Raw genomic sequence first — 12,627 nt, 5'->3', positions numbered from 1 at the left:
CCTTCGGCGTCTTCTTTCCGCCGATACTCCCGCCGGTGTAGCCGCCGCGATCTCGCCTCACACGCGGGATGCGCGCTCCCGCCGCGTCAGCACGACCACCCCCGCCGCGGCGCAGGGCGGCACCAGCGCGGCGCAGGCCAGGAGCACCTGCGCGCCCCCTGCCCCGAGCCGCACGATCAGCACCGCGCCCAGCAGCGGCGCCGCGGCCGAGGCCAGCAGGACCGGCGTGGCGAGCCGACCCATGACGCGGGGATAGGCGTCGGGGCCGAAGACCTCCATCGGCAGCGTGCCCCGCGCGATCGACCAGAGCCCGTTCCCGGCACCGAAGGCCACCAGCACCGCCGCCGCCGGCAGCCCGACCGCGAGGCCCACCAGCCCGACCGCCACCAGCGCGGTCGAGATCGCCATGGTCCACACGGCGTGGTGCCGGCCCCGCCCCAGCATCTCGACCAGCCGCGCGCCCACCTGGGCCGGGCCGATCAGCGCGCCGACCGCGACCGCCTGGGCCAGGGTCAGCCCGCGCTCGGCGAGGAAGGCGAAGAGGTGGATCGATAGGAGCGAGGAGAGCATCGTCATCGTCACCCCCGCCAGAGCGATCAGCCAGAACCGCGGATCGCCCGCCCCCTCGGCCGACGGTTGTCCCTGGCCCGCGGCGGGCGGCGCCACGGCGGGCACGGGCGGCAGCGCGAAGCGGCAGAGCGGCGCCGTCACGCAGAGGTGGACCGCCGCATAGGCCAGGCAGGCGCCGCGCCAGCCGAGCGTATCGGCAAGAACGGCCGTGAGCGGCCAGCAGACGGTGCTGGCGAACCCGCCCCATAGGGTCAGCTGCGTGATCGCCCGCCGCGTGGCGGTGCCATAGAGCCGCCCCAGCACCGAGAACGCGGCGTCGTAAAGCGAGGCGCCCATGCCGCAGCCGATCACCAGCCAGCCGAGCAGGTAGACCGGCAGGCTTTGCGACAGGCCGACCACCGCAAGCCCCGCGGCAAGCAGCAGGCACCCCGTCGCCAGCACCCGCCGTCCGCCCCCGGTGGCGATGATCCCGCCGATCCGCCGCGCGGCGAGGCCCGAGGCGAGCAGCCCGCAGGAGACGCCCCCGGCCACCCACCGCAGCGGCCAGCCGGTCGCGTCGTGGATCGGCGCGGCGAGCACGGCGAGCAGGTAGAAACTGGATCCCCAGGTCAGGATCTGCACCACGCCCAGCACCGCCACGGTGCGTGTCATCCCCGAGGGTCCAAGTCGGGTCGTCGCACCCATGAAGCGCCGCGCCTTCTGTCCTGTCCGCCCATCCATGGCACAGGCCGCCTGACGATCAAGTGATATTTCGAGACCCGTCGAAGCGTTCGCGGCGCGCCGCGCCCCTTGCTCCCCTTCCCGGCCTGTCATAGGTATCCGCCCGATGAAATAAGACCGGCCGCGGCCGGCACGCACAGGGTATCGGGGAGGCACCATGGCCAAGGGCGCGGCACGCAAGGCATCGGACTTCTTCGTCTGGCTCATCCTGCTTCTGCTGGTGGTCGGCCTCGCCGGCTTCGGGGCGGTGAACTTCGGCGGCTCCGTGCGCAGCATCGGCCGCGTCGGCGACACCGAGATCTCGACCGACCGCTATGCCCAAGCCGTGCAGCAGGAGCTGCGCTCGCTCCAGGCGCAGACCGGCCAGCAGTTCACCTTTGCCCAGGCCCAGGCCTTCGGGCTGGACCGCGCGGTGCTCCAGCAGGTGGTCGCGTCGGCGGCGCTGGAGAACGAGGCGGACCGCATCGGTCTTTCGGTCGGCGACGCGGCGGTCCAGCGCGAGCTTCTGCGCGTCCCCGCCTTCCAGGGCCTGAACGGCGGCTTCGACCGCGACGCCTATACCGCCGCGCTGCGCCAGGTCGGCCAGTCGGTCGGCCAGTTCGAGGAATCGATCCGCGACGATACCGCCCGCACGCTGCTCCAGGGGGCGCTGGTCGCCGCCACGGCGACGCCGCCGGTCTTCACCGACACGCTCTACACCTATGCCCGCGAGCAGCGCGACATCACCTATGTCCCCTTCGGCCCCGGCGACCTGGCCGAGCCGCTGCCCGAACCCGACGAGGCGACGCTGAAGGCTTACTACGACGCCCACCCCGAGACCTTCACCCTGCCCGAGCGGCGCAAGATCACCTATGCCTGGCTCAGCCCGCAGATGATGACCGACAAGGTCGAGGTCGACGATGCCGACCTGCGCGCCCTCTACGACCAGCGCATCGACGAGTTCGTGCAGCCCGAGCGGCGGCTGGTCGAGCGGCTGGTCTTCGGCTCCGAGCAGGAGGCGGCGGACGCGAAGGCCGCCATCGACGCGGGCGAGACGACCTTCGACGACCTGGTCGAGCAGCGCGGCCTCTCGCTCCAGGACGTCGATCTCGGCGACCTGTCGAAGGCGCAGCTGGGCCAAGCGGGCGATGCCGTCTTCGCCGTCGAGGGCACGGGGGTCGCAGGCCCGGTCGAGACCGATCTCGGCCCCGCGCTGTTCCGCGTCAACGGCGTTCTCGCCGCGCAGGAGCGCAGCTTCGAGGAGGTCCGCCCCGAGCTGGTCGACGAATTCGCCGCCGACGCGGCCCGCCGCCTCGTCTCCGACCAGATCGACCCGGTGGACGATCTTCTCGCCGGCGGCGCGACGCTGGAAGATGTGGCGCAGGAGACGCCTCTGGAGCTTGGCACCCTCCTGCTGTCCGACCAGAGCAGCGAGCCCATCGCGGCCTATACCGAGTTCCGCACCGCCGCCGAGGCGGCCGAGGTCGGCGACTTCCCCGAGGTCGGCCAGCTGGCCGACGGCGGCATCTTCGCCCTGCGCCTCGACGAGATCGTGCCGCCCGCCCTGCAACCCTTCGAGGACGTCAAGGTCGCCGTGATCTCGGCCTGGGAGCAGGACGAGACGAACAAGGCGCTGGTGGCCCAGGCCGAGGCGCTGAAGCAGTCCGTCGACGGCGGCCAGGCGATCGACACCGCGCCGGTCGCCCCGGTCGAGCAGAAGGGCCTGCTGCGCGACGGCTTCGTGGAAGGCGCGCCGAACGAGATGGTGACCGCCGCCTTCGAGATGCAGCCGGGCGAGACGCGGGTGCTGTCTGATGCCAACGGCGCCGTGCTGCTGCGCCTCGACGCCGTGGTGGCGCCGGACATGGAGACGGAGGAGGCGCAGAAGATCCGCACCGACTTCTCGGCCCAGACCGCCCAGAGCTATGCCCGCGACATGGCCGACGCCTTCACCCGCGCGATCGAGACCAACGCGGGCATCCAGCTGAACCAGGCGGCGATCAACGCCGTCAACGCCCAGTTCCCCTGATTTCCGAAAGTCCCGGCGATGCAGTTCCTTCCCTCCTACGACGAATTCGCCAGGGCTTACGAGGCGGGGCGCAACCAGGTGGTCTATGCCCGCCTCGCCGCCGACCTCGACACGCCGGTCTCGCTGATGCTGAAGCTCTCGGGCGGCCGCTCCGACAGCTTCCTTCTGGAATCCGTCACGGGCGGCGAGGTGCGCGGGCGCTACTCGATGATCGGCATGAAGCCGGACCTGATATGGGACTGCCGCGGCACCCGCTCGCGGCTGAACCGGCAGGCCCGCTTCGACCCCGAGGCCTGGGCGGAACTGGAAGGCAGCCCGCTCGAGACGCTGCGCGCGCTGATCGCCGAAAGCCGGATCGACCTGCCCGCCGACCTGCCCGCCTCTTCCGCCGGGCTGTTCGGCTATCTCGGCTACGACATGATCCGGCTGGTCGAACACCTGCCCGACGTGAACCCCGATCCGCTGGACCTGCCCGACGCGGTGCTGCTGCGCCCTTCGGTCATGGCGGTGCTCGACGGGGTGAAGGGCGAGGTGACGGTGGTGGCGCCCGCATGGGTCGGCTCGGGCCTGTCGGCGCGGGCGGCCTATGCCCAGGCAGCCGAGCGGGTGATGGACGCGGTGCGCGACCTCGAACGCAGCCCCCAGGGCGAAAGCCGCGACCTCGGGCAGGAGATCGCGCCGGTCACGCTGACTTCGAACTTCACCCACGAGGGATACCTGGCGGCGGTCGAGAAGGCCCGCGCCTATATCGAGGCCGGGGACATCTTCCAGGTCGTGCCCTCGCAGCGCTGGTCGGCGCCCTTCGCGCTGCCGCCCTTCTCGCTCTACCGCTCGCTCCGGCGCACCAATCCGTCGCCCTTCATGTTCTTCTTCAACTTCGGCGGCTTCCAGGTGATCGGCGCCAGCCCCGAGATCCTAGTCCGCGTCTTCGGCGGCGAGGTCACGGTGCGCCCCATCGCGGGCACCCGCCCCCGGGGCGAGACGCCGGAGCAGGACCGCGCGCACGAGGCGGACCTGCTGGCCGACGAGAAGGAGCTGGCCGAACACCTGATGCTGCTCGACCTCGGGCGCAACGACGTGGGCCGGGTGGCGAAGATCGGCACGGTGCGCCCCACCGAGGAGTTCATCATCGAGCGCTACAGCCACGTCATGCACATCGTCTCGAACGTCGTGGGCGAGCTGAACGAGGGCGAGGACGCGCTCTCGGCCCTGCTGGCCGGCCTGCCGGCCGGCACCGTCTCGGGCGCGCCGAAGGTGCGCGCGATGGAGATCATCGACGAGCTCGAACCGGAAAAGCGCGGCGTCTACGGCGGCGGCGTCGGCTATTTCGCGGCGAACGGCGACATGGACATGTGCATCGCGCTCAGGACCGCCGTGCTGAAGGACGAGACGCTCTATATCCAGGCGGGCGGTGGCGTCGTCTACGACAGCGACCCCGAGTCCGAGTACCAGGAGACGGTCAACAAGTCCAAGGCCCTGCTGCGCGCGGCCCAGGACGCCGGGCGGTTCGCGACGCGCTCGAACGGCTGAGGCAGCGCGGGCCGAAAGGTCGGACGCCTCCGGCGAGGGAGTATTTGGACAAAGAAGAAGCCCCGGCGGTCGAAATCCGCCCCCTGTTTCTTCTTTGCGATAAATACTCCCGCCGGAGGCTCCCGCACCCTCCGCCCGCGCGAGGGTTCAGAGGTTGCGGAATGCCTGTTCCTGGCGTGGCGTCCAGCGCACGGTCAGGTCGAACCCCGTCTCGGTCTGGACCTCCGATTCCACCACGCCTTCCTGGTGCAGCCAGGCCCGCTTCCGGCCGTCGCCGAAGGCCAGGGTCAGCGCACGCTCGGTGCGCTCGTCGTCGAGCGCGGTGGCGATGGCGGCATAGAGCGCGTCGAGGCCCGCGCCGGTGAGGGCGGAGATGGCCAGCACCCCGTCCTGCCGGGCGGCGGCGGTGGTGACGGCGTCGCGCCGTTCCGCGGGCAGCGCGTCGATCTTGTTCCAGAGCTCGAACTGCGGCGTGGCCTGTGTCACGCCCAGCTCCTTCAGGATGGCGCGCACGTCGCTTGCCTGTTCCTCGGAATTCGCGTGGGAGATGTCGCGCACGTGGAGGATCAGGTCGGCCGCCAGCACCTCTTCCAGGGTCGCTCGGAAGGCGGCGACGAGCTGGGTCGGCAGGTCCGAGATGAAGCCCACGGTATCGGACAGGATCACCCGCTTGCCCGAGGGCAGGTCGACCGCGCGCATGGTCGGATCGAGGGTCGCGAAAAGCATGTCCTCGGCCATCACCTCGGCCCCGGTCATGCGGTTGAAGAGGGTCGACTTCCCGGCGTTGGTATAGCCGACGAGGGCGACGATGGGGAACGGCACCTTGTCGCGCGCCGCGCGGTGCAACTCGCGTGTCTTGGCGACCTTGGCAAGCTGCTTCTTCAGCCGCAGGATCTGCTCGTCGATGGCGCGGCGGTCCGCCTCGATCTGGGTCTCGCCGGGGCCGCCGACGAAGCCCAAACCCCCACGCTGCCGTTCGAGGTGGGTCCAGGCGCGCACCAGGCGCGTGCGCTGGTAGGACAGCGCCGCCATCTCGACCTGCAACACGCCCTCGCGGGTGCGGGCGCGGTCGGAGAAGATTTCCAGGATCAGGCCGGTGCGGTCGAGCAGCTTGACGCCCCATTCCTTTTCGAGGTTGCGCTGCTGCACCGGCGACACCGGGCCGTCGATCAGCACAAGCCCGACCTCGGCCTCCTTGAAACGCGCCTTCAGTTCCTCGATCTTGCCGCTGCCGAACAGCATCCCCGGCTGGAGCTTCGGCAGGCGCACGACCTCGCTGCCCACCACATCGAGGTTCGGCAGCGCGGCGGCCAGTCCCACGGCCTCGGCCAGCGCGGCCTCGGGGTCGCGGCGGTCGCGGTCGGACTTCAGCTCGGGATGCAGGACCCAGGCGCGCATGGCCTGAACCGCGGTCTCATCCATCGAGATTACTCTTCCCCGTCGTAGAGGTTGATCGGCGAGGCGGGCATGATGGTGGAGATCGCGTGCTTGTAGACAAGCTGCGATTGCCCGTCGCGGCGCAGAAGCACGCAGAAATTGTCAAACCAGGTGATGACGCCCTGCAGCTTCACGCCGTTGATCAGGAAGATCGTCACGGGGACCTTTGTCTTCCGCACATGATTGAGGAAGGCATCTTGCAGATTCTGTCTATCGCCGGCCATTGTCCCGTCCAAATCTTGTTCTTGGCCCGTCATTCGATGCGGGCGTCATTTTTCACACCGCTTCAAGTATGAAGCGGCTTTCCGCGAGTTTAAAGAGTGAAATCGTCGCCGCATCGGATTCGGTCGGCTCCGCCCCCTCAGCGCCGCCAGAAGTCAGGGTTCAGCAGGGCGATCAGCGCCAGCGTTTCCAGCCGGCCCAGCACCATGGCGACGGCGAAGATGGCGCGCACCGGTCCGCCCTGCTCGGCCAGCAGGATCGGGTCGGCCACCGCGAGCGTCAGCAGCGGGCCGGTGGTGGTGAGCGAGGCGATGGTCAGCACCACCGATTGCTCGAACTGGAGCCCGGTCAGCGAGAAGGCCATCATGCCGACGGCGATGGAGACGGCGAAGAGCATGAAGAAGATCCACGCCACATAGGCCCCCTTGCGCCGCATCCGCCGCGCGGCCGAGCCCGAGCCGCCGACCGAGGTGGGATGGACCAGTTTTTCCAGCTCGCGCACCCCGTGCTTGTAGAGCGCGTAGATCCTGAGCAGCTTCACGCCCCCCGCCGTGGTCGCCACGCCGCCGCCGAACAGGGCGAGCCCCATCAGCACCAGTCCCGGCGTCGACAGGCCCGACCAGCTTTGCGCCTCGTCCCAGTAGCTCGATTCGAAGCCGGTGGTGGTGAGGAAGGACAGCGTGGTGAAGACCGCGCCCCAGAAGGCCAGCAGCGAGGCCTGGAGGTTCATCTCGTCGTCGACCTCGAGCGCGCCGATCCAGTGGCGCAGGAACAGGAACAGCGGCAGGGCGGTCACTAGGAACAGGCCGATCTGCATTTCCGGGTCGCGGCTCAGGCGCCGAGGCCCCGCGCCCTCGCGCGAGAAGGTCAGGCGGGAGACGGCGAAGAACAGGAAGACGAAGATCAGCATCTCGGCCGGAAGCCCGCCCATGCCGCCCTGCCCGCTGACGATCCCGCTGGTGGCGAGCGTCGACATCGCGCGGCAGACGGCGGCAAGCGGCGCCTCGCCCGAGACCAGAAGACCGATCCAGAGCGCCAGCGTCAGCCCGCCGTAGATCGGCGCGAGGCGCGCGGTGAAGCGGACGATCCGCTGCGAGCCGTCGGCCACGCGGGTGATCTGCGTGGCCGAGGGGCTGGTCCCCTCGCCGATCTGCTCGCCCGAGAGCACCTCGAAGCCGCCGAGGTTCAGCGGCGCGATGATCGCCACCGCCGTCACCCAGACGTAGAGCCCGCCGAGCCAGCCCGCGAGCGCGCGCCAGAGGTGCAGGCTGTCGGACAGGCGCGCGGGTTCGTAGAGGGTCGCGCCGGTGGTGGTGACCGAGGAGACCATCTCGAACCAGGCGCGGGCGAAGGTGGTGGTGCCGAGCGCCTCGTAGAACGGCACGGCCATCACCGCGGGCACCAGGGTGAAGCCCGCCACCATCGAGATCAGGTAGCCGCGGGCGCGGCGCCGCACCACGAGGCCCGAGGTGGCGACGGCGATCAGGCTGACGATGACGCCGAACAGGATCGCGGAATAGAGGAATACCCGCGCCGTGCGGTTGTCGCCGATGGCGGTGGCATGGGCGGCGGGCACCAGCATCGCCAGCACCGCGATGCCGAGCAGCACGACGATGAACGGAAGCTTGGTGAGAAGGCGTTCCATGGCCTCAGAAGAAGTCGATGCTGACCTGGAACAGCCGCTCGACATCGGGCACGTCCTTGGCCAGCGCGAACAGCACGATCACGTCGCCCTCCTCGATCCGCGTCGCGCCCGTGGGGGTGATGACGGTGTCGCCCTTCTGCACGGCGCCGACCAGCACACCTTCCGGGAAGTCGATGTCGCGCACCAGCTGGCCGGAGATCGAGGAGGTGGACAGCACCTGCGCCTCGATCACCTCGGCCTCGGCGTCGCCGATGGAATAGACGCCGCGGATCCGGCCCTGGCGGACGTGGCGCAGGATCGAGGACACGGTGGTCGAGCGGGGGTTGATGAAGGCGTCGATGTCGAGCGGGCCCATGAGCGAATGCAGCGTCGGATCGTTGACGAGGCAGATCGCCATCTTGCACCCGGCCGTCTTGGCGCGCACCGCGGCCAGCACGTTCGTCTTGTCGTCGTCGGTGACGGCGAGCACGGCGTCGGCCTTGCCGATGCTGGCCTCGTTCAGAAGCTCCATGTTCAGCCCGTCGCCATGCAGCACGATGGTGCGCTCCAGCGTGTCGGCGGCGCGTTCGGCCACGGCGCGGGTGCGCTCGATGATCTTCACGCGCACCCGTTCGGCCCGCTTCTCGAGGTGGCGCGCCACGGCGAGGCCCACGTTGCCGCCGCCGATGATGACGACGCGGTGCTGGCGGGTCACGAGCTTGCCGAAGATCTCCAGCGTGCGGTTCACGTCCTCGCGGTGGGACATGACGTAGATCTGGTCGTCCTCGAACAGCTGGTCCGCGGGGTCCGGCGCGAAGAGCTGGCCCTTCCGGCGGATCCCCACGACGACGGCGCGCAGGGTCGAGAAGAGATCGGTCAGCTGGCGCAGCGGCGTGTTCAGCACCGGGCAGTCGGGGCCGAGGGAGATGCCCAGAAGCTGCGCCTGCCCGCCAAGGAAGGACTGTGTGTCGAAGGCCACCGGGGCCGCGAGGCGGCGCAGCGCGGCCTCGGCCACCTCCTTTTCGGGCGAGATCACCACGTCGATCGGCATGTGGTCGCGGCGGTAGAGGTCGGAGTAGATCGCGGTCAGGTAGGACTGCGCGCGCAGGCGGGCGATCTTGCGCGGCACCGAGAAGACGGAGTGCGCGACCTGGCAGGTCACCATGTTCACCTCGTCCGAGAAGGTCGCGGCGATGATCATGTCGGCATCCCGCGCCCCGGCCCGGTCCAGCACGTCCGGATAGGAGGCGTGGCCGGCGATTCCCTGCACGTCGAGCGTATCGGTGGCGCGGCGCACGAGGTCGGGGTTGTTGTCGACCACGGTGACGTCGTTCCTCTCGCCCGAAAGATGCTTGGCGATCTGCCAGCCGACCTGGCCCGCGCCGCAGATGATGACCTTCATGGTGTTCCCTCGTCGGCCCGTCCCGGCCCTCGCAATGCGTGCTGGACATGGCGCGCGGTTCGTCGGAACCTGCCGTCGGCACGCCATCAGTCATGGCAACACGGGCAGGAGGACGCAATGGCAAACCGAATGATCTGGCTTCTGCCGCTGCTGCTGCTGGCCTGCGCGCCCTATCGCGGCTTCTACCGCGAGGGGGTATCGGTGACGCGGCTGAACGCCGATCTGACCGACTGCGAGGTGAGCGGCGTGAACCGGGTGCCGCCGAACACGCAGATCCGCACCACGCCGATCGAGGTGTTGCCGCCGCGCCGGGTGTGCAGCCGGGACGGGCTGCACTGCCGCCTGATCGGCGGGGACATCGTGGGGGGCGAGACCTATACCTACGACGCGAACGCCGGGCTCAGGGCGCGGGTGATCTCGCAGTGCATGGCGGCGCGGGGCTATTCGCCGGTCGAGATCCCGATGTGTTCGCCCGAGGCCCAGCGTGACTCCGGCGGCCGGGTGCCCGCGACGCTGCCGCCCCTGGGTCCGAACGTCTGCGCGGTGCGGGTGCAGGGCGGCGGCGTCGGGTTCCTGACGACGGGGTGACGAGCCGTTCCGGCCGCGGCAATCCAGACCACGACGGAGCTTCGCTCGGAGGGCCGCGCCCGACCCTGGGAGGGCGCTTTGAGACGCTCCTGCGTTGTGTTTCGTCAGCAAGCAGACGTGTCGCTCGTGCTGCGGACGACATCGCCAATGCGCCCTCCCGGGGGGAGGGTCGGGCGCGGCCCGGCGTTGCCGCCGGGCCCGACGGCTGAGCTGTTTCTGCCAAGATCCTCCGGAACCTCGGGATTTCAGGACAGCAGTCCCAATCACCCACCCAGAAACCCCTCCGCCAGCGGCAGGAACAGGTCCGGGCGGCTGCGCATGGGCCAGTGGCCGGTCGGCAGGATCCGAAGCCGCCCGTCCCGCAGCAGCGGCGCGGCGGCCTCGGCGTAACGGACGGGCACCACGCGGTCGTGGCGGCCGTGGACCAGCAGCACCGGCGCCGCCAGGTCCGGCAGCCGCGGCGTGAGGTCCGAGAGCAGCCCGGCGGACGACATCTCGCCCGCGAGGAAATCGTCGAAGCTGCGCTTCACCCGCTGCTCGCGCGCCAGCGCCTGGAACTCGGCCAGCGCCGCCGGGGGCACGCGCAGCGCGCCGCCCCACTCGGCCGCGAGCGCCAGGCGCAGCGGCAGGCCGCCGCGCACACCGACGGCGTAGAGATGGCGCATCCAGCCGCGCCGGGCGGCATAGGCGGCCAGCGGATGGTAGCGCACGCGCCGCATCAGCCCGTAGGAGCCCGCGGCGATCATCCGGCGCACGCGGTCCGGCCGTTCCAGCGCCAGCAGCAGTCCCGCCCCCGCCCCCATGGAGACGCCGCAAAGGTCGGCGCGGGCGATGCCGAGCGTATCGAGGAAATCGCCGAGCCAGCCTGCGAGATCGGCCAGCGTATGGGTCCGCGCGAACCCCGCGCTGCCGCCATAGCCCGGCAGGTCGGGCAGGATCACGCGGCGCCCCGTTGCCAGACCCGGGAAGGTCGCGGCCCATGTCGGCAGCGCCCCGTCGAAGCCGCCGCCGTGCAGCAGCACCAGCGGTGCCGCCCCGCCCGCGCCCGCCTCGCGGAAGGCGACGGGGCGGCCCTGCACCTCGATCAGGCGCGGCGTCGGCAGCGGGTCGGTCAGGTCTCGACGTCCTCGATATGGGCGATCCGGCTGCCCTGCTTGACCGAGGTCACGACGTTCAGCGACTTCAGCTTCCGGTGCAGCGCCGAACGCTCCATCCCGACGAAGGAGGCGGTGCGCGAGATGTTGCCACCGAAGCGGTTGATCTGGGTCAGCAGGTATTCCCGCTCGAACAGCTCGCGCGCCTCGCGCAGCGGCAGGGTGGCGAGCGAGCCCGAGAGGACCACGCGTCCCTCCTCGTCCGACGGGCCCTCGGTCCCGGGAAGCTCGGCCGCCGTGATCTCGCCCTTGTCGGAGCCGAGGATCAGCACCCGCTCCATCACGTTCTTCAGCTGCCGCACGTTGCCGGGCCAGAGCATCGTCTGGAGCAGCGCCACCGCCTCCTCGCTGAGGCTGCGCAGGGGCAGGCCCTGGGACTTGTTGAAACCGGCGATGAAGTGGTGGGCGAGTTCGGGAATGTCCTCGCGCCGCTCGTCGAGAGAGGGCACGGCGATCGGCACGACCGAGAGGCGGTGGAACAGCTCCTGGCGGAAGCGGCCCAGCTTGATCTCGGCGGCGAGGTCGCGGTTGGTCGAGGAGATTACGCGGATGTCGACCTTGATCTTCTCGCTGCCGCCGACGCGGGTGAAGGACTGTTCGACCAGCACGCGCAGGATCTTCGATTGCGTGCCGGGGGGCATGTCGGCCACCTCGTCGAAGAACAGGACACCGCCGTCCGCCTGCTCCAGCAGCCCCGGTTCGATCCCGCGGTCCGAACCTTCGCGGCCGAACAGCACGTCCTCCATCCGCTCGGGTTCGATCGTGGCGGAGGAGACGGTGACGAAGGGCGCGTCGGCGCGGTTGGAATTGGCGTGGATGTAACGCGCGGCGACCTCCTTGCCGCTGCCCGCGGGCCCCGAGAGCATCACGCGCCCGTTGCTCTTCGTCACCTTGTCGAGCTGCGATTTCAGCGACTTGAAGGCGGCGCTGGATCCGATCATCTCGGCCACCGTGCCGTCCCGCCGCTTCAGCTCGGTGTTCTCGCGGCGCAGGCGCGAGGTTTCCATGGCGCGGCCGATCACCACCGTCAGCTGGTCGATGTTGAACGGCTTCTCGATGAAGTCGTAGGCGCCCTGCTTGATCGCGGCGACCGCGATCTCGACGTTGCCGTGGCCCGAGATGATGATGATCGGAATCCCCGGATGGTCGCGCTTCGTCGCCTTCAGGATGTCGATGCCGTCCATCTGGCTGTCCTTCAGCCAGATGTCGAGGATCATCAGCGACGGCAGCTCGGCCGCGATCTGGGCCATGCATTCGTCGGAATTGCCGGCCAGCCGGGTGGTATAGCCTTCGTCCTTCAGGATGTCCGAGATCAGCTCCCGGATGTCCCGCTCGTCATCGACAATCAGAATGTCGCCCATCAGTGAATTCC

The 12,627-nt window shown here is 69.9% G+C and carries 10 protein-coding genes; 3 read left to right on the top strand and 7 right to left on the bottom strand.

Annotation, left to right across the window (positions count from 1 at the left end; genetic code table 11):
* Window positions 1-57: 57 nt before the first annotated feature.
* Entirely contained in the window at window positions 58-1,221 is a 1,164-nt protein-coding gene (locus A7B20_RS03610) for an MFS transporter (protein ID WP_102107244.1), read from the bottom strand.
* Window positions 1,222-1,447: 226 nt separating this feature from the next.
* On the opposite strand from A7B20_RS03610, the gene A7B20_RS03605 reads away from it, so the two are divergent.
* Together A7B20_RS03605 and trpE are read left to right on the top strand one after the other, a co-directional pair.
* Entirely contained in the window at window positions 1,448-3,298 is a 1,851-nt protein-coding gene (locus tag A7B20_RS03605) for a peptidyl-prolyl cis-trans isomerase (RefSeq protein ID WP_102107188.1), read from the top strand.
* Between the two features lie 18 nt (window positions 3,299-3,316).
* Window positions 3,317-4,828, top strand: a complete 1,512-nt coding sequence (gene trpE, locus A7B20_RS03600; protein ID WP_102107187.1) for an anthranilate synthase component I — start codon at window positions 3,317-3,319, stop codon at window positions 4,826-4,828.
* A gap of 147 nt (window positions 4,829-4,975) precedes the next feature.
* Here trpE and hflX read toward each other — a convergent pair whose 3' ends face one another.
* The 4 genes from hflX to trkA all read right to left on the bottom strand — a co-directional run bounded on the left by hflX (window position 4,976) and on the right by trkA (window position 9,513).
* Window positions 4,976-6,250, bottom strand: a complete 1,275-nt coding sequence (gene hflX / locus A7B20_RS03595) for a GTPase HflX (RefSeq protein WP_245866513.1) — start codon at window positions 6,248-6,250, stop codon at window positions 4,976-4,978.
* A 5-nt stretch (window positions 6,251-6,255) separates the two neighbouring features.
* Entirely contained in the window at window positions 6,256-6,489 is a 234-nt protein-coding gene (gene hfq / locus A7B20_RS03590) for an RNA chaperone Hfq (protein WP_102107186.1), read from the bottom strand.
* 137 nt (window positions 6,490-6,626) lie between these two features.
* The gene (locus A7B20_RS03585) at window positions 6,627-8,132 is read right to left on the bottom strand and encodes a potassium transporter TrkG (protein WP_102107185.1); all 1,506 of its coding nucleotides are present in this window, start codon (window positions 8,130-8,132) and stop codon (window positions 6,627-6,629) included.
* 4 nt (window positions 8,133-8,136) lie between these two features.
* Window positions 8,137-9,513, bottom strand: a complete 1,377-nt coding sequence (gene trkA, locus A7B20_RS03580) for a Trk system potassium transporter TrkA (protein WP_102107184.1) — start codon at window positions 9,511-9,513, stop codon at window positions 8,137-8,139.
* Window positions 9,514-9,630: 117 nt separating this feature from the next.
* Here trkA and A7B20_RS03575 point away from each other — a divergent pair, with 117 nt between their 5' ends.
* A complete protein-coding gene (locus tag A7B20_RS03575; protein WP_172960954.1) occupies window positions 9,631-10,101 on the top strand; it encodes a hypothetical protein in 471 nt (156 codons plus the stop codon).
* A 263-nt stretch (window positions 10,102-10,364) separates the two neighbouring features.
* Here A7B20_RS03575 and A7B20_RS03570 read toward each other — a convergent pair whose 3' ends face one another.
* Together A7B20_RS03570 and ntrX are read right to left on the bottom strand one after the other, a co-directional pair.
* Window positions 10,365-11,180: an alpha/beta fold hydrolase gene (locus A7B20_RS03570; protein WP_157937590.1), complete on the bottom strand. Its 816-nt coding sequence runs from the start codon at window positions 11,178-11,180 to the stop codon at window positions 10,365-10,367.
* 32 nt (window positions 11,181-11,212) lie between these two features.
* Window positions 11,213-12,616, bottom strand: coding sequence for a nitrogen assimilation response regulator NtrX (gene ntrX, locus A7B20_RS03565; RefSeq protein WP_102107182.1), 1,404 nt, complete (start codon window positions 12,614-12,616; stop codon window positions 11,213-11,215).
* Window positions 12,617-12,627 lie beyond the last annotated feature (11 nt).

This window comes from Oceaniglobus roseus (genome assembly GCF_002869745.1).
GTDB classification, from domain to species: Bacteria; Pseudomonadota; Alphaproteobacteria; order Rhodobacterales; family Rhodobacteraceae; genus Oceaniglobus; species Oceaniglobus roseus.
The sequence above is the reverse complement of the archived record's forward strand: the minus strand, read 5'-3'. Positions and strand labels throughout refer to the sequence as shown.

Coding starts and splice junctions, on each gene's coding strand:
- hfq (WP_102107186.1), bottom strand. CDS start 6,489: ATGGCCGGCGATAGACAGAATCTGCAAGATGCCTTCCTCAATCATGTG.
- A7B20_RS03575 (WP_172960954.1), top strand. CDS start 9,631: ATGGCAAACCGAATGATCTGGCTTCTGCCGCTGCTGCTGCTGGCCTGC.
- ntrX (WP_102107182.1), bottom strand. CDS start 12,616: ATGGGCGACATTCTGATTGTCGATGACGAGCGGGACATCCGGGAGCTG.
- trkA (WP_102107184.1), bottom strand. CDS start 9,513: ATGAAGGTCATCATCTGCGGCGCGGGCCAGGTCGGCTGGCAGATCGCC.
- A7B20_RS03605 (WP_102107188.1), top strand. CDS start 1,448: ATGGCCAAGGGCGCGGCACGCAAGGCATCGGACTTCTTCGTCTGGCTC.
- trpE (WP_102107187.1), top strand. CDS start 3,317: ATGCAGTTCCTTCCCTCCTACGACGAATTCGCCAGGGCTTACGAGGCG.
- A7B20_RS03585 (WP_102107185.1), bottom strand. CDS start 8,132: ATGGAACGCCTTCTCACCAAGCTTCCGTTCATCGTCGTGCTGCTCGGC.
- hflX (WP_245866513.1), bottom strand. CDS start 6,250: ATGGATGAGACCGCGGTTCAGGCCATGCGCGCCTGGGTCCTGCATCCC.
- A7B20_RS03610 (WP_102107244.1), bottom strand. CDS start 1,221: ATGACACGCACCGTGGCGGTGCTGGGCGTGGTGCAGATCCTGACCTGG.